This window comes from Streptomyces sp. WM6372 (assembly GCF_001279655.1).
Taxonomy (GTDB): Bacteria; Actinomycetota; Actinomycetes; order Streptomycetales; family Streptomycetaceae; genus Streptomyces.
The window spans coordinates 135,445-155,294 of the sequence record NZ_LGDB01000138.1 but is presented as its reverse complement, the minus strand read 5'-3'; the positions used below and the strand labels follow the sequence as shown (position 1 = coordinate 155,294).

Sequence of the window (19,850 nt, the reverse complement as noted above, 5' to 3'; positions counted from 1 at the left end):
GCGGTCCCCGGGCTGCGGACGCCGGGCGCCGGGCGCCGGTGTCGGCTCAGGCAGCGGCTGCCGGCGAGGACGCCGGCGGGCGGCGGGTCCGGGTCCACTCCAGCAGCTGCTCCCGCGGCCAGGTGTTCACGACCCGCTCGGTCGGCACCCCGCACTCCACGGCCCGTTCGCAGCCGGTCGGCTGCCAGTCCAGCTGGCCGGGGGCGTGCGCGTCCGTGTCGATCGCGAACAGCGTCCCGGACTCCACGGCCAGCCGCAGCAGCCGGCGCGGCGGGTCCAGCCGCTCGGGCCGGCTGTTGATCTCCACGGCGGTCCCCGACTCCGCGCAGGCGGCGAACACCGCCTCGGCGTCGAACTGCGACTCCGGGCGGGTGCGCCCCGTCACCAGCCGTCCCGTGCAGTGGCCCAGGACGTCCATCAGGGGATTGCGCACGGCGGCCAGCAGCCGGCGCGTCATCGCGGGCGACTCCATCCGCAGCTTCGAATGGACGGACCCGACGACGAGGTCGAGGCGGTCCAGCAGTTCCGGCTCCTGGTCCAGGGAGCCGTCGAGCAGGATGTCGCACTCGATGCCGGTGAGCAGCCGGAAGGGCGCCCACCCCTCGTTGAGCTCCGCCACCACGTCCAGCTGCTCGCGCAGCCGCTCAGGGGAGAGCCCCCGGGCGACGGTCAGGCTCGGCGAGTGGTCGGTGAGTACGGCCCACTCGTGGCCCAGCGCGGCCGCCGCCCGGCCCATCGCCTCGATCGGGCTGCCGCCGTCGGACCACTCGGAGTGCAGATGGCAGTCCCCGCGCAGGGCCGCGCGCAGCGCCACGGCGGCGGGACCGGCCGGCGGGCCCTCGGGGTGCGCCGCGACCTCGTCCTCCAGGGTCTGCAGGTACGCGGGGATCGCTCCGCCGACCGCCTCCCGCACCACCTGGGCGGTTTTCGGCCCGATGCCCTTGACCGCTTCGAGGGTGCCCGCCTCGACCCGTTCCCGTACCTCGCCCTCGCCCATCCGCACGAGGGCGGCCGCCGCCTTGCGGAAGGCCTGTACCCGGTAGGTGGGTGCCTGCCCGCGCTCCAGCAGGTAGGCGATCCGCTCCAGTGCCGCGACCGGATCCATGCGGTACCTCCTGAGTGCCTCCTGGTTCCAGTGTGACCGGCGCCCCCAAGGATGTCTTGGGCAAGTCATAAGTTCTGTTTATAGGGCCATAAGCGGGGGGTGGGTGCTGGCTTAGGGTTCCCTTAGTTTAGGGTTCCGTTGATCCAGTGTTTTTCGGTCGAAGGGAACCAGTCATGACTCGCCCCCTCCGGGTAGCAATCGTCGGTGCCGGCCCCGCCGGAATCTACGCCGCCGACGCGCTGCTGAAGTCCGAGGCGGCCGCCGAGCCGGGTGTCTCCATCGACCTCTTCGAGCGGATGCCCGCACCCTTCGGCCTGATCCGGTACGGCGTCGCCCCCGACCACCCGCGGATCAAGGGCATCATCACCGCCCTCCACCAGGTGCTCGACAAGCCGCAGGTCCGCCTGTTCGGCAACGTGGACTACCCGAACGACATCGGCCTCGACGAACTCCACTCGTTCTACGACGCCGTGGTCTTCTCCACCGGCGCGACGGCCGACCGCGCGCTCGCGATACCGGGCGTCGAGCTCGACGGGTCCTACGGCGCCGCCGACTTCGTCTCCTGGTACGACGGCCACCCCGACGTCCCGCGGACCTGGCCGCTGGAGGCCGAGAAGGTCGCCGTGCTCGGCGTCGGCAACGTCGCCCTCGACGTCGCGCGGATCCTCGCGAAGACCGCCGACGAGCTGCTGCCGACCGAGATCCCGGCGAACGTGTACGACGGGCTCAAGGCCAACAAGGCGCTGGAGGTGCACGTCTTCGGCCGCCGCGGCCCGGCGCAGGCCAAGTTCAGCCCGATGGAGCTGCGCGAGCTCGACCACTCGCCCAACATCGAGGTCATCGTCAACCCCGAGGACATCGACTACGACGAGGGCTCGATCGCCACCCGCCGCTCCAACAAGCAGGCGGACATGGTCGCCAAGACCCTGGAGAACTGGGCGATCCGCGACATCGGCCGGCGCCCGCACAAGCTCTTCCTGCACTTCTTCGAGTCGCCCGCCGAGATCCTCGGCGAGGACGGCAAGGTCGTCGGCCTGCGCACCGAGCGCACCGAGCTGGACGGCACGGGCAACGTCAAGGGCACCGGCCGGTTCACCGACTGGGACGTCCAGTCCGTCTACCGCGCCGTGGGCTACCTCTCCGACGAACTGCCCAAGCTGCCGTGGGACGTCGACAGCGGCACCGTCCCGGACGAGGGCGGCCGCGTGATCGAAGCCGGCGCGCACCTGCCGTCCACGTACGTCACGGGCTGGATCCGGCGCGGTCCGATCGGCCTCATCGGCCACACCAAGGGCGACGCGAACGAGACGGTCGCGAACCTCCTGGCGGACCACGCGGGCGGCCGCCTGCGGACGCCCGCCGCGCCCGCGCCGGAGGCCGTCGAAGTCTTCCTGACCGAGCGGAACGTCCGCTTCACGACGTGGGAGGGCTGGTACGAGCTCGACGCGGCCGAGAAGGCGCTGGGTGAGCCCGAGGGCCGCGAGCGCGTGAAGATCGTGGAGCGCGAGGACATGCTGAAGGCGAGCGGCGCGTAACCGCCGCGCGTTCTCGACCGGGTGGGGGCCGCCGGCGGCGGCCCCCACCCGCATGTCCGTGCGTCGTCAGTCCTTGATCGAGAGGATCTTCCGGGTCTTCAGGTCGGCCTGGACGTGGAGCTGGGTGGTGTCACTGCCGCTCCAGGTCAGGGTGACGGTGGCATTCGTCTTGCCCGTGCCGCTGTCGACGTAGGTGACCTTCCACTCCAGCGGCACGTTCTGGGCGCGCAGCACGCCGTCCGCGTGGTTGGTCTCCTCCCACTTCGCCAGCTCGCGCTGGAGCGGCGCCGAGAGGTAGGAGGCCCGGAGCTGCTTCGCGCGTGTGCCGTCCCCGTCGTATACCGCGTCGATGTACGCACCGTAGAAGGTGGCGATCCGGGAGAACGCGCCCTCCGGGCTGCCGGACACGGACGGCGCCGCGGCGGCGGCCCGGCCGTCCTGCGGCGCGCCGGCGCCGGCGGTCGCGGAGGCGCTGGTGACGAGGGCGAGGGTGAGTGCGGCCGTCGCGGCGGTGGCCGCGAGGGCGAGGGAAGCGGTGCGCTTGGCCGGAGACTTGAACATCGTTTCGGACCTTTCGCCGTGCTGAGTACGTGCCGGTGCGGTGCGGTGCTGAACGGTGCGCGGTGCGGTGCGGCGTGGTGCGGTCGGCCGCACTGAACCCACCGACGCCACCACCCCGGCGGACGGTTCTCGGAACGTGCGAAATGGCCTGAATGCGACGCGGATGGCCTACAGCCGCCTATCGGGGCGAACCCAGGCAGTTCAGCGCCGCCGCCCGCAGGGCCCGCACCCCCGCCGGGAGCGCCGTGCGCACGTCCGGCGCGAAGTCCGGCGCGTGGTTGGACGGCAGGACGGCCAGCTTCTCCGCGGCCGTGGCGCCGGGCGCCGCCGACCAGGCCGCCGGGCCGATCACGCCCAGCATCCAGTACGCGAGGCGCACCCCTTGCGCCCTGTGCAGCTCGCGGCCCGCGTCGCCGAACAGCCCGAAGTCCTCGGTGGCCAGGGACGGCGGCCACATGGCCACCCGCTCCGCGCCGAACTCGGCCGCGTGCGCCTCCCGTACGGCCGCCGTGGTCGCGGGATCGGGATGGGTGACGGGCGAGGACCCCACCCGGACGATCTCCGGCTCCCGGGGGCAGTCCGAGGCGGCGCACTCGGCGCGGACGATCCGCTCCACGGCGGCCGCCGCACGGGTCAGCGCCGCCTCGCCGGCCGCCCGTACGGTGACGCCCAGTTCGGCCCGGCCGGGCACGACGTTCGCGCGCTCGCCCGCCCGGAAGGAGCCGACGGTGACGGCCACCTGCTCCGAGGGGGCCGCCTCGCGCGCCACCACCGTCTGGAGCCGGGTCACCACGTGGGCGGCCGTCACCACCGGGTCCACGGTGAGGTGCGGGGCTCCGGCGTGGCCTCCGCGCCCGTGCACCACGATCCGGAACGTGACGCTCCCGGCGGTCATCGGCCCGTACCCGTGCGCGACCATCCCGGCCGGCAGCGGAGCGGCGTGCTGGGCCAGGACGGCGTCGGGCCGCCCGAACCGCTCGTACAGCCCGTCCTCCAGCATCGCCCGCGCCCCCTCCAGGGTCTCCTCGGCGGGCTGGCCGACCACGACGAGCGTGCCCCGCCAGCTGCCGGGCGCCCGGGCCAGCAGGGCGGCGGTCCCGGCCGCCGCGGCCAGGTGCAGATCGTGCCCGCAGGCGTGCGCCGCGCCGCCCCCGCTCGCGTACGGCAGCCCGGTCGTCTCCCGTACGGGCAGGGCGTCGAGCTCGGCGCGCAGCAGCACCGTCGGCCCGTCGCCGTTCCGCAGCACCCCGGCGACGCCGTGCCCGCCGATCCCGTGCGTCACCGCGTACCCCTCGGCTTCGAGCGCGCCGGCGAACCGCGCCGCCGTGCGCCGTTCCCGGCCCGACAGCTCCGGATCCCGGTGCAGTTCGAGGTAGAGGGTGGTCAGCGGCCTGATGAGAGCGGAGAGCATGGCCCCATGGTCGGACAGGGACCGCGGGGCGGACGCGTCAGGGCGCTGACACTTCCTGTCAGCGAGATGCCAGCGGTCCGGGGGGTGAGCTGACGGCGCGAGGGGCTCTGATGGAGGGGCAACAGGCCCCCGCCCACCGATCGAAGGAGCCATCATGGAGAAGTCGCCCCTCGCCTCGCTCGCCGACGAGATCCTCGAACTCGAATCCGAGACGTTCGAGATCTCCGACTACTCGGACGCCAGCGAGGTCGTGCTCGCGGGTTCCACGAGCTGCAGCTCGACCTCGACCTGCTCCTCGACCACCAGCACGACCTCCTGCAGCGCCTGACCCGAGCCCAGGACGTACGTGCACCGGTGCCCCGGCTCCCGCGCAGCGCGGGGGCCGGGGCACCGTCGCAGGATCCGAGGCGGGATCAGGGGAAGGGGTGCGGGACCATCCGGATCTCCTCCTCCGCCAGATCCGTCTCCCGCAGCCCCGCCCGGCGCGGCGCCGACCGCAGCCGCGGCAGGTACGGAGCCCGCTGCCGCGACCAGCCGAAATCGATCGGCAGCAGCCCGGGCACCACCGCGCACACGGTGCGCAGCCCGATCCGCAGCTGCTCGGGGGTCGTCTGGTCGACGACGATCACGTCGTGGCCCGCTTCCGTCAACTCCCTGACGCAGTACAGCAGATCGTCACGCAGATCGCCGGTGTCGGGCCGCTCGCCCGAGCCCCGCGCAGGGTGCGGCTCCGGCCGGTACAGCGCGTCCATCGGCCGGATACCCGCCGGCTCCGTGTAGGGCCGTACGTACGGGGCCATCGCGGGCAGCCCGTACAACTGGGCGTGGTCCTTGAGGTGCCGTACCAGGCCGAAGTCGCCGGCCATCGCCTCCAGTTCACCCCGGCGCTCCGCTACCTGCCGGGGCAGGTGCGGGATGTACGTGAGGACCTCGGAGAGCGCGGCCTCCACGGCCGCCGCCGGATCGAGCGCCGCGCCCGCCCCGAACGCGAACAGCCCGGGGCCGCCGTCGCGGCGTACCGCGAGCCCGGTGACCACGGGCACCGCCAGGTCGATCCGGTTGTCGAAGGCGTGGACCTCGTACCCCTGGAGCGCGGCCCGGTCGGCCATCGTCCGGACCGCCGGACCCGGAACCGAGCCCAGGTCGATCTCGGTCAGCGGCAGTCCGCCGTACCAGGCGAGCAGGAAGGCGTCCCGCTCGATCAGTTCGAGCAGCGCGCCCAGCAGCGCCTCCTCCGTGCAGCTGCCGATGGCGCAGCCGTTGGAGCACTCGAAGACGAAGTTGTCGGCCGCCAGCCCCGCGCTGTAGTGCACCAGCCGCGCCGGGACCAGCACGGGCCGGTCGTCGCGCAGCGAATGCCCGTACACCCACGGGATGGGCCGCTCGGGGTCGAAGGGCGACACCAGCGGATCGTCGCGGTAGGTCCGCGGAGCGTAGAAGCCGCACTCGGCCGGGTCCAGCGCCCGGTCGCCCAGTTCGGCGTACGAGGCGGTGAGCAGGGAGCTTCCGGTGCGCCGGTGCGTGCCGGCGTACCGCTCCAGCCCTTCGAGGTACGCGAGGTCCCGGCTGGCGGTGTAGCTGTTGGCCTGCCCGCTCCAGGTGACGTCGGTCAGGCCCGCGTAGCCCCGCATGAAGACGCTGCCCGCGACGGGCGCGGTCGTGGGCGAGGTGATGTCGGTCCAGGTGCCCCCGCCGAGGACCCCGGTCACCGGATTGGCCAGTGCCGTGTACGGCATCGGGTACGAGTCCGCCGCGCGCAGCCGCTGTGCGCCCGGGGCGGGTTTGGGCCGGGAGACGGGTGTGAAGGGCGCCGGGGCGCCGGCGCCGCGCGGTCCGCAGTCCGGGCAGAGCGGGTCGGCGGCCAGGGCGTACGTGCGGACCTGGAGGGTCTCCAGGTCCAGCCGCGTGACCTGGGGCAGGGACCGGTCGGCCGCCGCCGGGCCGGGGGCGCTCGCGTACCCGCCGAACACCGCCCCGTGGAGCGCGTGCGCGGCGTCGCGCAGGGCGGGGGTGAGCAGCGGCCACCGCGCGGCCACCGGGGTGGGCGGCCCGCTGCCGGTCTCCAGCGCGTCGCGCTCGCTGCGGCTGCGCAGCCGCTGCCAGCGCATCGCCAGGCACTGCCCGCAGGCCGGGGCGGAGCCGTCCCCGCCCCAGGGGCCGATCAGTACCGCCCGGGCGCTCAGATGGACGGTGGCGGCCGGGCGCACCGCCGCGAACGGGTCGGCGGTGCGCGGCCCGAGCGCGTCGTGCACGCCCAGGGTGACCACGTCGGCGCCGAGTCCGGCCAGTGCCCCGGCCAGTTCGCGCCGGGCCGCCTCCAGCGGAGACCCGTCGGGGGCGCCGGGGGCGGCGGGACGGCGGGAGTTCGGGAGGGGCGCCCTCATGTCCGGTTGCTCCAGCGGAAGGTCTTGAGCCCGATCGCGCCGAACAGCAGGGCGAAGCCGGCCAGGGCCGCACAGCCGGTGCCGATCGCCGCGAGCGAGCCCGAACCGGTGAGCGCGCCCGTCGCCGCGTCGTTGAGGTAGCGCAGCGGCAGCACCCGGGAGACCGACCGGAGCCAGGACGGCATCATGTCCAGCGGCAGGAACGAGCCGGACAGGAACGCCATCGGCACCATCATGCAGTTGGCGATCGCGGCGACGGCCTCGGGCGTGTTCGCGTACGTCCCGACGATCACGCCGATCGCCATGAACGCGGTGATCCCGAGGACCAGCGCGGGCAGCACCAGCGGCCAGCGCCCGTCCAGCACCAGTCCGAACCCGGGCAGCATCGCGACCGCGATGAACACCGCGGCCTGTACGGCGCCGACGACGAGCGCCAGCACGTACCGCGAGGCCAGCACGGTGGTCAGCGGGGTCGGGGTCAGCCGGATCAGCCGGAGCAGATCGTCGCGCCGCCACTGCATCAGCGTGAACGCGATGCCGAACACGGCGGCGTTGGCGACGCCCCACGACATCACGCCGGGCGCGATGTACGAGATGTACGGGCGGCCGCTCTGCTCCACGTCCTGCCCGCTGAAGATGAGGCCGAACACGACGAGGAAGAGCAGGGGGAAGGCGAACGTGAAGAACAGGGTGGCCTTGTCCCGGACCTGCGCCCGGTAGCCGGCGGCCGTCAGGGCCGTGTACGCGCTCATGCCTGGGACTCCGTGGTGTGGGAGGGTGCGGGGTGCGTGGCGTCTACGGGGTGGGCGTGGCCGGTGAGTTCGAGGTAGACGTCCTCCAGCGTGGCCGTGCGGGTCAGTACCCCGTCGAGCCCCGTGAGCGCGTCGACGGCCTGGAGCACCTTGCCGGGCGCGGCCGTCTCCAGGACCAGCGAGCCGCCTTGCAGGCTCGCCCGGGCCACCCCGGGCAGGGCCATGGCCCGCGCGAGCTCGATCCGGCCGGCCGGCAGCAACAGCCGCGAGGGCGCGCCGGCGGCGGTGACCAGCCGGTGCGGGGAGTCCAGGGCGGCGACCTTGCCGTCGACCAGGATGGCCACCCGGTCGCACAGGGCCTCGGCCTCGTCGAGGTGGTGGGTGGTGTAGACGATCGTGCGGCCCTCGCTCTTGAGGACGCGCAGCACCTCCCACAGATCGCGGCGGGCCTGCGGGTCGAGGGCGGCGGTCGGCTCGTCCAGGAAGATCAGCTCCGGGCCGTGGACCAGCGCCGAGGCGATGGCCAGGCGCTGGCGCTGCCCGCCCGAGAGGTTCTCGACGAGTACGTCGCGCTGCCCGGTCAGTCCCACCGTCTCCAGGGTGCGGTCCGCGGCCGCCGGCTCGGCGCGGTACAGCCCGGCGACGGTGGCGAGGTGCTCGCGCGCGCTCTGCCGTACGAAGAAGGCCGAGGCCTGGGTCTGCACGCCCATCCGGGGCAGCAGCGCGGTGTTGCGCGGCCAGGGGCTGTGGTCGAGGACCCGGACCGTGCCGGAATCGGCCTGCCGCAGTCCCTCCATGATCTCGATGAGGGTGGTCTTGCCCGCGCCGTTGGGCCCGAGCAGGCCGAAGAACTCGCCGCGCCGGACGTCGAGGGAGATCCCGTCCACGGCCTGGCGGTCGCCATAGCGTTTGCGTACGTCCCTGACGGTTATGGCCGAGGAGTCGGGGGGCTGGGTGCTGTCGGTCGTCATGGGCGGTGCATTCCCTCGGTGTCGTTCGCGGATGTCGGGATCAGGAAGGAGTGGTGGAAGCGGTGGCGATCGCGTACCAGACGGCGGCCGTCAGCACGCAGGCCGCCAGCAGGACGAGGAGGGCGGAGCCGGCGGCGTACCCGGTGTAGATCCGGCGGGCCCGCGCCGGGTAGCCGGCCACCGCTGCCCGGTCGCGCAGCCGCACCCGTACGTACGCGGAAGACGCGGGCGCCAGCCGGGTCACGCGCAGCGCGTGGCCGAGCATCGTGTAGCCGTCCAGCGGTGGCAGCGGGAGGAGGTTGACCAGTGCCTGGGCGCTGCCGAGCAGCAGCAGGGCGCCGAGCACCCTGCCGGTGGCGTCCCCGGGCGCGAGGGCCGTCCACCAGCCGAAGAACGGCAGGAGGAAGAGCAGGTTGGCGAAGGCCCCGGCCCCCGCGACGGCCAGCTGGTCCCGGCGGCGGCGCAGATAGCGGTAGTTGTCGACGGTGCAGTACATGATCGCGACGGGCAGCCGCCAGCGCAGCCCGATCTCGCCGACGGTTCCGCCGACGTGGCGGGCGGCGATCCCGTGCGCGAACTCGTGCAGCACCGTGCTGAGCCACAGCAGGGTGGCCACCGCCAGCAGCGGCACCGGGTGCGAGGCCAGCCACCACAGATCGCGGACGAGCCCACCGGCCGAGGCGGCGAGCGCCCCCTCCATCGCCAGGCAGCCGAGGAGCAGCAGGCCCAGCACCGCCGGGTGCAGGGCGGGCCGCAGGAACCGGTGCAGCCGGGCCGTCGTCGCGTCGGCGTCCGCGACCAGCCGCAGGGTGCCGCGCAGCAGGTTCCCGGTCCTCGGCGGGCCGGCGGCCTCCGCCGCGGCGGGCGGCGGACCTCCCGCGAGCAGCCGCCGGGTCCCGAGCAGGGTCAGCAGCTGCTGCCAGTTCCGCTCGCCGAGCCGACGGCCGAAGGCCTCCCCGTACGCCACGCCGATCTCCGCGAGCGTACGGGTTCCGTCCAGGCGCGAGACGAGGAAGAACTCCTTCGGGCCGATCTCGAACGAGGCCCCGGACACCGGGTCCTTGACCAGGTGGACCACGGCCGGCCCGTTCAGCAGGGGCGGAGACAGCAGGATACCCGGGCGCAGCGCCGGCCGGTGCTCCAGCAGCCCCGCGGGGGTGCTCACGCCCGGACCGCCCCGGTCGGCCCGGAGCCGGACGGTCCGCCGGCGCCCTCGCGCAGCACCCGGCCCAGCAGGTGCGCGAGATAGGCCTCGTCCCGGATCGTCACGTGCAGCCGGTTGTTGGTCATGTGCATGTACGGGGAGAGCAGCAGCGGAAGGGCGGCCGCCGGATCCGTGACCCGCTCGTCGCGCGTGCCGTCCCAGGAGCGGAAGACCAGGTCCCCGGCCCTCGCGAGCTCCTCGGCCCGCCCGCGCAGCTCCCGGCAGTGCTCCGCCCACCCGGCCAGGAAGCCCGGCAGCCGGCCCGTCTCCCCGGCGGCGAGCGCCTCGCGGACGGCGGCGAAGCGGCGCGCGATCCCGGGGCCGGTCTGCTCGTACGTACGGTCGTACTCCGCCGACCCGATGAACCCGGTGCCGGGGAACGCCCGGTGCCAGAAATCGTAGTAGCGGTCGAGGTAGCCGCCGAGCTCCTCCCGGTCGGGCAGGAACACCCCCGCCATCACCATCATCAGCTGGGCCGAGGTGCCGAGCAGCACGGTGCGCAGGTGCAGGTTCATTCCGCTCAGCGCGTCCATGACGAGATCGCTGGAGTGCGCGAAATGCCATTCGGCGAGCTCGACTCCGGCCGGGCCGCCGTACTTCCCGTACTCGGGCTCGTACGGCTCGTACGCGTAGCTGTTGTTGGGCCGCAGGTTCATCCGACCGTCGGGGCCCATGAACGCGGCCCGGTCGCCCTCGGGGAACTCGATGTCGAAGAGGGTGTTGTAGAACTCGTTGAGGAAGCCGGAGTCGACCTCGTAGAGCGCCGGCCGGGCCTTGAGGAAGGCCGTGACGGCCTCCTCCGTGCGGCGGCGCACCTCGGGCCCGGCACCGGAGGTGGCGGGGCGCAGCCGCAGCCGTACGTGCGGTCCCTCCAGCCAGTAGTTGATGAAGAAGTGCCCGGCGAGCAGGCCGTCCCGCGACAGGCCGGCGACCAGCGGGCGCACGCACCGCACCAGCAGGGGCGTCGGGTTGGCGGCGTAGAAGATGTGCACGGCCTGCCAGGCACCGCGCTCCTCGGCACCGCGCCTCTCGGCGCGGCTCTCCTCCGCGCCGCGCTTCTCGGTCAGCTCTGACATCGGGGGCCGCCTTCCGGGCGTCGGATGAGGGTGGTGAAGGTCTCGACGGCGAGTTCGGCGACGTGGGCGCCGTGCTCGGAGTACGTGTGCAGGGCGCCGCCGTCCGGGAGCATCTCGCGGAAGACCACCCGGTGGCCGGGATCGCGCAGCAGCGGCTCGAACGCCGCGAGCGAGAGCAGGCTGGAGAAGTCCACGCACTGCGGTTTGGCCCCCAGCGCGGAGGGCCCGGCGGAGACGGTCGCGAACACCCGCTCCGGCAGCCCGTGCACCTGCCGCCAGCGCTGCCAGTCCAGGAAGTGCCCGGCCTCCTGCGCACCGTGCACCGGCAGTTCACCGGCCGTGGTGGTCCAGCTGCGCCGGCTCAGTACGAGGTCCCCGTGCACCACGCGCGGCCGGGTGCGCACCCCGCCGTGCGCGGCGCCCTCCGGCACCCCCGCCCACACGTCCAGCGGGGACATCGAGGACGGGGAGAGCAGCAGCAGCGTCCGCGGTATCGCGGGCAGCGCGAGCGGAACGAGATAGCCGAGGTAGACCGGGATCACCTCGCGGCCGAGCCGGTGCGAGCGCAGCACCACCCGGCCGGTGTCCGGCACGTGCTCGGCGTACAGGTCGTCGAGGTGCAGCCGGCGGTCCTCCGGCAGGCTGCCGCTCTCTCCCGGGCAGACGATCTCGTAGTCGGTCAGCCGACCGTGCAGGTTGAGGTTGGTGGTCACGGGGCCGCCGGTGACCTCGGCGAACACCGCGCCCGGCGGGGTGACTTCGGCGGCGGTCGCCCGCAGCCCCTCGGCCAGGCCCGGACCGTCCTCGCCCCCCTCGTACACGTGGGTGAAGCGGCTGAAGGGGAACGACAGACCGCCGTACGAGCGGTTCAGCACGGTCAGCCGCTCCCCGGTGCCGGGATCGCGGGCCGACTGGAGGTGGTGGCAGCGCGGGGCGAACCCGGGGAGCACCGGGTCGAGTTCACCCGCCACCGCCTCGATGTCCTCCTGGGTGAGGCGCAGTTCGCCCGCGCCCCGCTCCGCGTACGCCGACCAGGCCGCCCGCATCCGGCCGACGAAGGCGCGCCGCGCCGCGTCCAGGGCCCGAATGCCGGGCAGGGACAGCCAGTTCTCCTCGGGGACGTACTCCCCGCGCGCGTCGAAGGGCGTACGCCGGGCCGTGAAGGACAGGTACTGGTCGAAGAAGTCCTCGTGGAAGTCGTGGACCAGGCCGAGCAGGTCCTCGCAGCGGCCCCCCGGGCCGTAGCGGGCGGTGAAGAACCCCTCGAAGGTGATCCGCTGGGCCAGCGTGAGGTCGAAGGCGGGCAGGATCCGCTCGACGGAGCGCAGCGCCCCGCCGCCCGCGTCCGCCGCCGCCCAGGCCGGCTCCGGGCAGGCCAGCTCCCGGCCCGCGCTCACGTCCTCGTAGAGCAGGGTCTGCGGCAACGCGGCGTCGGGGGAGCCGAGTTCGCGCCGCACCCGGTGCAGGCCCGCACGCAGCTCGCCCAGCAGCTCCGCCCGCTCGCCGGCCCCGGCCGCCGGATAGCGCTCCAGTACGGCGCCGGGAGCGTCGAGCAGACCGGCGAGGGCCTCGGCCCACGGCCGCTCCAGGGCGGACAGCGAGCGCTGGAACGCGCGCAGCGGGTCCCCGTCGTGGACCTCGGTGTCCAGGCAGGGCACCCGCACCATGCCGAGCTGGAGCAGCGCGCCGACGTACGCCTCGCAGTCGGCCGGCGCCGCACCCTGCTCGGAGGCCAGCCAGTCGACCAGCTCCTGGTGGCGCAGTTCGGGGCGCTCCGCGAACAGGGCGAGCAGCCGGTCGAGGGTGCCGCTGCGGCGCAGGAAGAACAGCCGGTCCCTGACGGCGTCGAAGGTGACCGCCGCCGCGTCGTCGCCCGCCGTGACCGAGCGCCGCACGTAGCGGATCCGGTCGTCCTCGCGCCCCCAGCCGGAGGCCGGGCGCAGCGGCAGGTCCCGCCGCCGGACCGGATCGGCGAGGATCAGCTCGGCGAGCCGGGCCAGCACCACGACGTTCAGCCGGACGTGGCTGGTCCAGGTGCCCGCGGTACGGATGCCTTCCCCCGGCGCCGCCGAGGGGGTGAACCGGCCGGTGGCCACCGCCGTGAAGGTGCTGAACGGGCTCGTCTTGCAGGCCGTGCGGTAGACGTACGAGAGCACCGAGCGCTCCACCTTGCGGGCCCTGCCACCGGGCACGCCGGTGGCCCCCGCGTACGCGTCGAGCTGCGCTTCGAGCACCGGCGAGGCCAGCAGCAGGCCGCTGCGCAGCCGGTCGTCCCCGAGCAGCTCGCGCAGCGCGGCGCGGCCCCGCCCGAGGTCGCCGCCGAGCAGCCCGGCCCCCTCGGCCAGCAGCGCGTCCAGCCGGCGCCGCCGCAACACCCAGGCGGAGAGGTGCCCGGCCGCGACGCCGTCCACGTCGGAGACCTCCCGTACGGCCGCGTCGGGGTCGGCGGGCAGCCTGCCGTTGTGGATCTGGCGGCGCAGCCGCAGCAGTGCGCGGCGCCGGGCCGCGCCCTCGCCGCCCGGGCCGGGGTCGGTCGCGCCGACCGCCTTGTGCAGGGCCTCGCTCAGCTGCTCCGCGTCGGCGCGCAGCGAGTCCTCGGCCGACAGCACCTCGGCCGCCCAGCGGCTGGTGTCCGGGCAGCGCAGCGCGTCGACCGCGGTCAGGGGCAGGCCGGCCACGCGCAGCATGAAGCGGTTTCCCGCCTGCCATTCGGTGGTGGTGTTCATCCTGATCGTCCTGGTTCTGTCGTCGGTGGGATCGCGGTCGGGGTCGGGGTCGGGGTCGGTGGCGGTGGCGGGGAGAGGGCCGGGGCCGGGGTCAGGCGATCTCGTGGCGGAAGTCGGCGGGCCGCGGCCGCTCGTGGCCGAGCAGCATGATCAGCAGCGGTGCCTCGTCGGTGCCGGTCAGCCCCAGCTCCTCGATGTGGCTGATGGTGTCGAAGCCGAGCGCCACGCCCGCACCCAGCCCGTGGGCGGCGGCGCTGGTGTAGAAGGTCTGCGCGACCGCCCCGACGGTGGCGCCCACGAGGCGGTAGCCGCGGTCGCCCACCGCGTCGAGCACGGCGGTGGTCCGTACGGTCGGCACGACCACCGCACCCGCCTGTTCCAGGTTGTAGTTGGAGAGGAAGTAGCTGCGCTGGAGGAACGGGCCGGGCGGGCCCGGGACCACCAGGCGCAGGGTGCGGGCCGCCGGATCGTAGGCGTACGCACCGGGGGCGACCCCCTCGACGTGGTTGACGAAGACGTACAGCGAGGTCAGCCCCGGCCCTCCGGGCCGCTCGGCCTCGCTGCCGACGGCCGCCCGGGCGCAGTCCGCCAGTACGGCGGCCAGCTGCTGCGGCCCCAGCGGGCGGCTCGCGTCGAACCGGCCGAAGCTGCTGCGCCGGGCCCGCAGCGCCGCTCGGACGCCGGCGGTGCCGGTGGCGGGCGCGAGCAGCGGCACCGGATCCGTACCGCGCGGCGGACGGGCGGCGGCGGCGTCGAGCGCACCGGGCTCCGGGCGGTCCGCGGCGCGGCCGAGGGTGGCCTCGTGGATCCGGTGCAGGGTCTCGAAGGCCAGGACGCGGCGGGAGCGTTCGCGGTCACGGTGGCGGACGGCGGCGGGGCCCCGGGACGAGAGCGCCGGGCCCGTGTCCGTGGTCGTGTCCGTGGTCGTGGTCGTGGTCGTACGGTCGCCCTCCCACTCCAGCGGCACGACCGCGAAGACACCCTCCTCCCGGTGGTCCACGCCCAGCAGGCGGGCGAGCCGCTCCTCGTCGAACCAGAGCACGGGCGCGATCCGCAGCCCGTGCTCCCGCGCCCACAGCCGCCAGGTCTGGAGAACCGTGCCCACGTCCATGCTCACCGCGTGGAAGGAGAAGCTGTTGTACTTGAAGGAGTTCTGCCAGTACTTGACGCTCAGGATCAGGTACTGGGAGGCGCCCGAGGCGTGCGCCGGGGCGTCGGCCCCCAGCGCGTCCCGGACGTCACCCCCGACATCACCGGTCAGCAGCCGCCGCATCCCGTGCTGGTGCGGCGCGTAGTGGTACACGCCCGGGGTGAGCGGGCCGCCCGGTCCGGCCGCCCAGTGGACGGCGACCGGGTAGAGCCCGCCCCCGGAGGCCGTCCCCCGGGACCAGTTGGCCTGCGGGTAGTGGGGCAGCGCCGCCAGATCCGTATTGGCCTGGACGCCAAGGCGCCGGCCGGTCAGCCCGTACGAGTCCAGCAGCATCCCGGAGAGCAGCGGCAGGGTGAACCCCGGAACGGGCCCGTCCACGGGATCCGGCGCCGGCTCGGGCAGCGGCAGGGTCTCCGCGCCCGGATGGAACTTCGCCTTGCGCGGGCGGTCGGCCCAGTCGGGTACGAAGTCGACGGGCTCCATCGGCACCCGGCCGCGGTGCATGATGGCGGTGGCGTAGTCATGGGCGTAGCCCACGGGTCCTCCTACGGTCGGGTCGGACGGACGGACGGACGGCCGGTTGGCCGGTTGGTCGGACGGTCGGATGCACGCACGGTCGGGCGCGATGCGATGCGATGCGATGGGATGCGGCCGGTCAGGGGAAGGGATGCGGCGCCGGGTTGAGATCGGCGGGTTCCAGATCGCGCTCGCGCAGCCCCGCCGCGCGCAGGGCGGTCCGCAGCCGGGGCATGCCGAGCGCCCGCTGGCGCGACCAGCCGAAGTCGATCGGCAGCAGTCCGGGCACCAGCACGCTCACCGTGTGCAGCCCCAGGACCCGCTGCTCGGGCAGGGTCTGGTCGACCACCACCACGTCGAAGCCCTCGGCGGCCACCGCGTCGACGCAGCGCGCCAGGTCCTCGCGCACGTCGTCCGCCCCAGCGGCGCCGCCCCACCGCTCCTCGGGCGGGCGGAGCGCCGCGACCGGCCGCAGCGGCTCCCGGGCCGGGGCGCGCAGCAGGAAGTCCGCGTGCCGGCCCATCTCCGGGACCCCGTACACCAGCGGATGGTCGTGGAGCGCGGTGACGAGGTCGAAGTCCGCGGCCATCGCGCGCAGCCGGGCTCCGTCCCGCTCGGTGCGCCCGGGCAGGTTCACGGCGTCCGTCGCGATCTCGCACAGCGCCGAGTCCAGCGCCGACTCCGGGTCCAGACCGGCGCCCGCCCCGAAGCACATCCGGCCGGGTCCGCCGTCGAACCGCTCCGCGACGGCGGTCACCACCGGGACGGGGAAGGTGATCCGGGTGTCGAAGAACCGTGCCCGGTACCCGTACAGGGCGAGCCGGTCCACCATCACCCGGGTCGACGTGCGTCCGCTGGTCGCCGGGTCGATCTCGGGCAGCGGCTGGCGCCCGTACCAGGCGAGCAGGAACGCGTCCCGCTCGATGACCTCCATCAGCCCGAAGTAGACCGCTTCGGCCAGACTGCCGCCGGTGGCACAGCCGTTGGAGCTCTCCTGTACGAAACGGTTCTCCAGACCGGGCGAGTGGTAGTACGTCAGCACCTCGGGCACCAGGCGCGGGACCCGGTCGCGCAGCGACCAGCCCCAGACCCACGGGATCTCCCGGCCGGGGTCGAAGGGCCGCACCCGCGGGTTGTCCGCATGGAACCGCTCGCTGTACAGGCCGACCTCGCGCGGGTCCACGGCGTCGGCGCCGAGCCGCGTGAGCGAGCCGCGCACGCCCGTCGTCCGGGCCCGGGCGCGCATCCCGGCGTACCGCTCCAGCCCCTCCAGGACCCCGACCCGGGCGCTGCGGTCGAAGGAGTCGGTGTGGCCGCCCCAGAAGGTCTCGCGCAGATAGGGGCCGGAGCGCAGCGAGAAGCAGCCGATGGTCGCCGAGGTGGAGGTGGAGGAGATGTCCTGGACGAGGGAGGGCCCCAGCGCCCCGCACAGCGGATTGGCGAAGGCCGCCACGTCGAGGGCGTACGACTCCACGGGCCGGGTACGGAAGGTTCCCGGCCGGTACTTCGGCGCGGGCTCCAGCGGTTCCAGGGCGCGCGGCTCGTCGGCGACGGGCGCCGCGCACGCCGGGCATTCCGGGTCGGGCACGAGCGGGTACCGCCGGACGGCTCCGGTGCCGAGGTCCAGGGACCGCACCTCGGGGAACGGCCCGCGGGGGGCCGCGGCACCCGCGGCACCTGCGACCAGTGCGGCCAGGGCGTCGGCGGCGAAGGCGTGGGCGTGCGGCCAGTCGCCCGCCGCCCGGGTGCCGCCGCCCAGCTCCAGGGCGTCCCGCAGCGCCACGGACCGTACGGCCTGCCAGCGCCGTTCCAGACACCGGGCACACCCCGGACCGCCGCCGGGGACCGGTACCGGGCCGACCACGGCCTGACGGCCGTACAGCCGTACGGGCAAGGCGGGGGCGATCTCCGCCGGCAGGGGCCCGGGTTCCGTCTCCGGCTCAGGCTCATCGGACTCAGGCTCATCGGGCTCGGGCTCGGCGAAGGCATTGTGCGCCCCGAGCACCGACAGCTCCACCGGCGGTCCGCCGAGCTCGTCCAACGCCCGGTCCAGCAACGCCGTGAACCGCTCGGCCGCCCCGGCCCCGAGCACGTCCCGCACGCCGGCATCGGCCCGGACCAGAACGGGGAGGCTACGCGTCATCGCCGGGCTCCCGCACCGCCGTGAGCAGCACCCGGACGGTGTGGACCCCGGCGGAGGCCAGCTCGGGCGCGCCCGTCGGGACCAGGTACGCATCGCGCCCGGCGGCGCCGAGCCGCTCCAGCACCTGGGGCCAACCGACCTCCCCGGCCGCTCCGTTCGCCTCCACGGCCTCGCCGCCCGAGCCCGAGCCGGAGCCCGCGCCGCCGACCGCCAGGGCCCGCGGGTCCAGATCGCGCAGCAGCGGATCGCCGGTGTCCGCGGGCCGGCCGCCGGCCGCCCGGTCGGCCTCGTACTGGGCCGCGCCGAGGAGTTCGCGCAGCGCGGCCACGGCCGCCGTACGCCGGTCCAGGCCGCTGCCGACCGCCCAGCGCCCCGCGGACCGGGCGAGCAGCACGGTCACGCCGCTCCGGCCGCCCTCGCCGAGGTCGAGCAGCTCCACCGGCAGCTCCAGCCGGTCCGCCGACCGTACGAGGAAGGCGAGTTCGGCGTCCGGCCCGTCCGGGTCCGGCAGCGGCACCGGGGCCGCCGGGGTGCCCCGTACGGTGCGCAGCAGCGCGTCGTACGCGAGGGCCGAGAGGAGCCCGGCCGCTGCCGCGTCGGCGGGGGCGGGGCCCGCGCCCGCCCCCGCGCGGGTCCGTTCGAAGAGCCGGTCGGCGTTGTGCGGTCCGAAGGGGCGGACGGCGCCCGCCGGGACGAGGAGGGGCTCCTTCGTCAGGAGGGACACGGCACGCTGGTGGACGGTGGACCGGCCCGGCAGCCCGGAGGCGAGGGCGAGCGCGGCCGGGGCCTCGATGCGGGAGCCGGCCACGAGCCCGCGCGCCGGGACGACGTGCTCGGCGTACACGAGCGCCGCGGAGTCCAGGGCGCGCATCCGGGCGCCCGCCACGTGGTGGACGTCGAAGGCGGCGACCGCGCGCGGACCGGCATGACCGATGCCCAGCTCGACCACCCCGAGCTTGAGCGGGATCTGGGTGAGCGGTTCGTCCGCGAAGCGGGTGAACACCCCGGCGAACGGGCGGACGATGGCAGAGCGCCGGTTCAATTCCTCGACCAGTGCGTCCGCTTCGCGGGCGGTGTCGAGCGTCGGCAGCCCGGGGGCGCCCGAAGTGCCCGCCGCGGCCAGGTCCACCGGCTGCCCGGCCGCCCGGTCTCCCGTCGCGTCGACCGTCTCGTCCCCGGCGCAGAACGGGCAGCGCGGGTGCGGGAAGAGCGGCTCGGCCGTGACGTCGAGCGACTCCATGTCCTGGACGACCAGCCGCCCGGAGGTCTCCGCGGGCAGCGCGCCCGTGGCCGCGCGGAAGACCTCGTACCCGAGGAGATTGCCGATCATCGCGGCCAGCGGCCGGCCCGGCACGGGACCGGAGGGCACGGCCCCGGTGCCCGGCAGGGCCAGTGCGCTCCACAGGTCGGCGGCGGCCCCGGAGCCGGGGCGGGCCGAGCCCAGCCGCAGCGCCGCGCAGGCCCAGCAGCCCTCGGTCCCGGCGGCCATCAGCGGGCCGACGACGGCGTCGGAGCCGTACGACCAGGCCGGAAGCAGGGTGCGGCCCTCGGGTATCCCGGCGCGCAGCAGCGGGAGCAGCCGTGCGGGGGCCGCATGACCCCCGGTGACCACGACGAAGTCGAACCCCGCCAACTCCGCCCACCCGAAGGGATCCCCGTCCGGGACCAGCGTGCGTATCTCCACCGGGCAGCCGTCCGCCCGCGCCTCCTCCGCGTCCTCCTCGACGGGGCCGAGCTCCGCGCCGGGCAGGACACCGACGACCGCACAGCCGTTGCGGACCAGGCTCAGGGCGCACCAGCGGGCCACGGAGTCCTCGCCGAGGACCGCGACCCGGGTACCGCGGAAGCGCAGGAACCGGTCCTCGGCTTCGTCGGCGTAGTGGTCCACGTACGCGATCTGCGGCGCGAACCGCCGTGCCACGTCCGGGTCGGGCACCGGGCCGGCGGGGGTCCGCGGGGCCGGCACCGCGCGGGCGAAGTCCCTTTCGTACAGCGTCTTGACGAGTTCGCCGACCATCGCGCGCTGGGCGGCGCCCAGGCCCTCGCAGAGCTGCGCGACGGAGTGCTCCCCGGTGAGGTGCGGGACGATCAGCGTGGCGAACCGGTACGCCGAGCGGGCGGTGAGGCGGAACCCGCCGTCGGAGTTGTGGAACAGCACACCGTCGGGCGTCTCGGTGAAGAGCACGTCCCGGCGTATCCGGGGCCGGGAGGCGGCGACGGTCTCGTAGCTGGCTTGGGACATGGGACACCCCTGGGTGCGGTGTGGGTGGAGGGAGAAGACAGAGGAGGACGAGGGGAGGACGAGGGAGGGGAGGG

The 19,850-nt window shown here is 74.7% G+C and carries 14 protein-coding genes; 2 read left to right on the top strand and 12 right to left on the bottom strand.

Annotated elements, in window-relative coordinates; translation table 11 throughout:
- Nucleotides 1-46: 46 nt before the first annotated feature.
- A complete protein-coding gene (locus ADK52_RS12405) occupies nucleotides 47-1,105 on the bottom strand; it encodes a PHP domain-containing protein (protein WP_053689818.1) in 1,059 nt (352 codons plus the stop codon).
- A gap of 173 nt (nucleotides 1,106-1,278) precedes the next feature.
- On the opposite strand from ADK52_RS12405, the gene ADK52_RS12400 reads away from it, so the two are divergent.
- The gene (locus tag ADK52_RS12400; protein WP_053689817.1) at nucleotides 1,279-2,640 is read left to right on the top strand and encodes an FAD-dependent oxidoreductase; all 1,362 of its coding nucleotides are present in this window, start codon (nucleotides 1,279-1,281) and stop codon (nucleotides 2,638-2,640) included.
- A 66-nt stretch (nucleotides 2,641-2,706) separates the two neighbouring features.
- On the opposite strand, the gene ADK52_RS12395 is transcribed toward ADK52_RS12400, so the two are convergent.
- Together ADK52_RS12395 and ADK52_RS12390 are read right to left on the bottom strand one after the other, a co-directional pair.
- A complete protein-coding gene (locus tag ADK52_RS12395) occupies nucleotides 2,707-3,201 on the bottom strand; it encodes a hypothetical protein (protein WP_053689816.1) in 495 nt (164 codons plus the stop codon).
- A gap of 178 nt (nucleotides 3,202-3,379) precedes the next feature.
- Nucleotides 3,380-4,612 (bottom strand): amidohydrolase, encoded by a 1,233-nt coding sequence (locus ADK52_RS12390; RefSeq protein WP_053689815.1) that lies wholly within the window; start codon nucleotides 4,610-4,612, stop codon nucleotides 3,380-3,382.
- 154 nt (nucleotides 4,613-4,766) lie between these two features.
- Here ADK52_RS12390 and ADK52_RS12385 point away from each other — a divergent pair, with 154 nt between their 5' ends.
- Nucleotides 4,767-4,940 carry a thiazolylpeptide-type bacteriocin gene (locus ADK52_RS12385; RefSeq protein WP_007268044.1) on the top strand — a complete coding sequence of 58 codons (174 nt, stop codon included), beginning with the start codon at nucleotides 4,767-4,769 and terminating at the stop codon, nucleotides 4,938-4,940.
- 85 nt (nucleotides 4,941-5,025) lie between these two features.
- Here ADK52_RS12385 and ADK52_RS12380 read toward each other — a convergent pair whose 3' ends face one another.
- The 9 genes from ADK52_RS12380 to ADK52_RS12340 all read right to left on the bottom strand — a co-directional run bounded on the left by ADK52_RS12380 (nucleotide 5,026) and on the right by ADK52_RS12340 (nucleotide 19,776).
- The gene (locus ADK52_RS12380; RefSeq protein WP_078988270.1) at nucleotides 5,026-6,996 is read right to left on the bottom strand and encodes a TOMM precursor leader peptide-binding protein; all 1,971 of its coding nucleotides are present in this window, start codon (nucleotides 6,994-6,996) and stop codon (nucleotides 5,026-5,028) included.
- Complete coding sequence (locus tag ADK52_RS12375; RefSeq protein ID WP_053689814.1) at nucleotides 6,993-7,748, bottom strand: ABC transporter permease; 756 nt, start codon at nucleotides 7,746-7,748, stop codon at nucleotides 6,993-6,995. Before ADK52_RS12375 ends, ADK52_RS12380 begins: the two co-directional genes overlap by 4 nt.
- Complete coding sequence (locus ADK52_RS12370) at nucleotides 7,745-8,719, bottom strand: ABC transporter ATP-binding protein (protein ID WP_053689813.1); 975 nt, start codon at nucleotides 8,717-8,719, stop codon at nucleotides 7,745-7,747. Before ADK52_RS12370 ends, ADK52_RS12375 begins: the two co-directional genes overlap by 4 nt.
- 40 nt (nucleotides 8,720-8,759) lie before the next feature.
- Nucleotides 8,760-9,884 (bottom strand): peptidase M50, encoded by a 1,125-nt coding sequence (locus tag ADK52_RS12365; protein ID WP_053689812.1) that lies wholly within the window; start codon nucleotides 9,882-9,884, stop codon nucleotides 8,760-8,762.
- Nucleotides 9,881-10,999 (bottom strand): lantibiotic dehydratase C-terminal domain-containing protein, encoded by a 1,119-nt coding sequence (locus ADK52_RS12360; RefSeq protein ID WP_078988269.1) that lies wholly within the window; start codon nucleotides 10,997-10,999, stop codon nucleotides 9,881-9,883. The genes ADK52_RS12365 and ADK52_RS12360 overlap by 4 nt, the downstream gene beginning before the upstream one ends.
- A complete protein-coding gene (locus ADK52_RS12355; RefSeq protein ID WP_053689811.1) occupies nucleotides 10,987-13,725 on the bottom strand; it encodes a lantibiotic dehydratase in 2,739 nt (912 codons plus the stop codon). The genes ADK52_RS12360 and ADK52_RS12355 overlap by 13 nt, the downstream gene beginning before the upstream one ends.
- Nucleotides 13,726-13,816: 91 nt before the next feature.
- Nucleotides 13,817-15,412 (bottom strand): SagB family peptide dehydrogenase, encoded by a 1,596-nt coding sequence (locus ADK52_RS12350; protein WP_053689810.1) that lies wholly within the window; start codon nucleotides 15,410-15,412, stop codon nucleotides 13,817-13,819.
- Between the two features lie 118 nt (nucleotides 15,413-15,530).
- A complete protein-coding gene (locus tag ADK52_RS12345; RefSeq protein WP_078988268.1) occupies nucleotides 15,531-17,534 on the bottom strand; it encodes a TOMM precursor leader peptide-binding protein in 2,004 nt (667 codons plus the stop codon).
- A complete protein-coding gene (locus ADK52_RS12340; RefSeq protein ID WP_053689809.1) occupies nucleotides 17,524-19,776 on the bottom strand; it encodes a TOMM precursor leader peptide-binding protein in 2,253 nt (750 codons plus the stop codon). Before ADK52_RS12340 ends, ADK52_RS12345 begins: the two co-directional genes overlap by 11 nt.
- Nucleotides 19,777-19,850 lie beyond the last annotated feature (74 nt).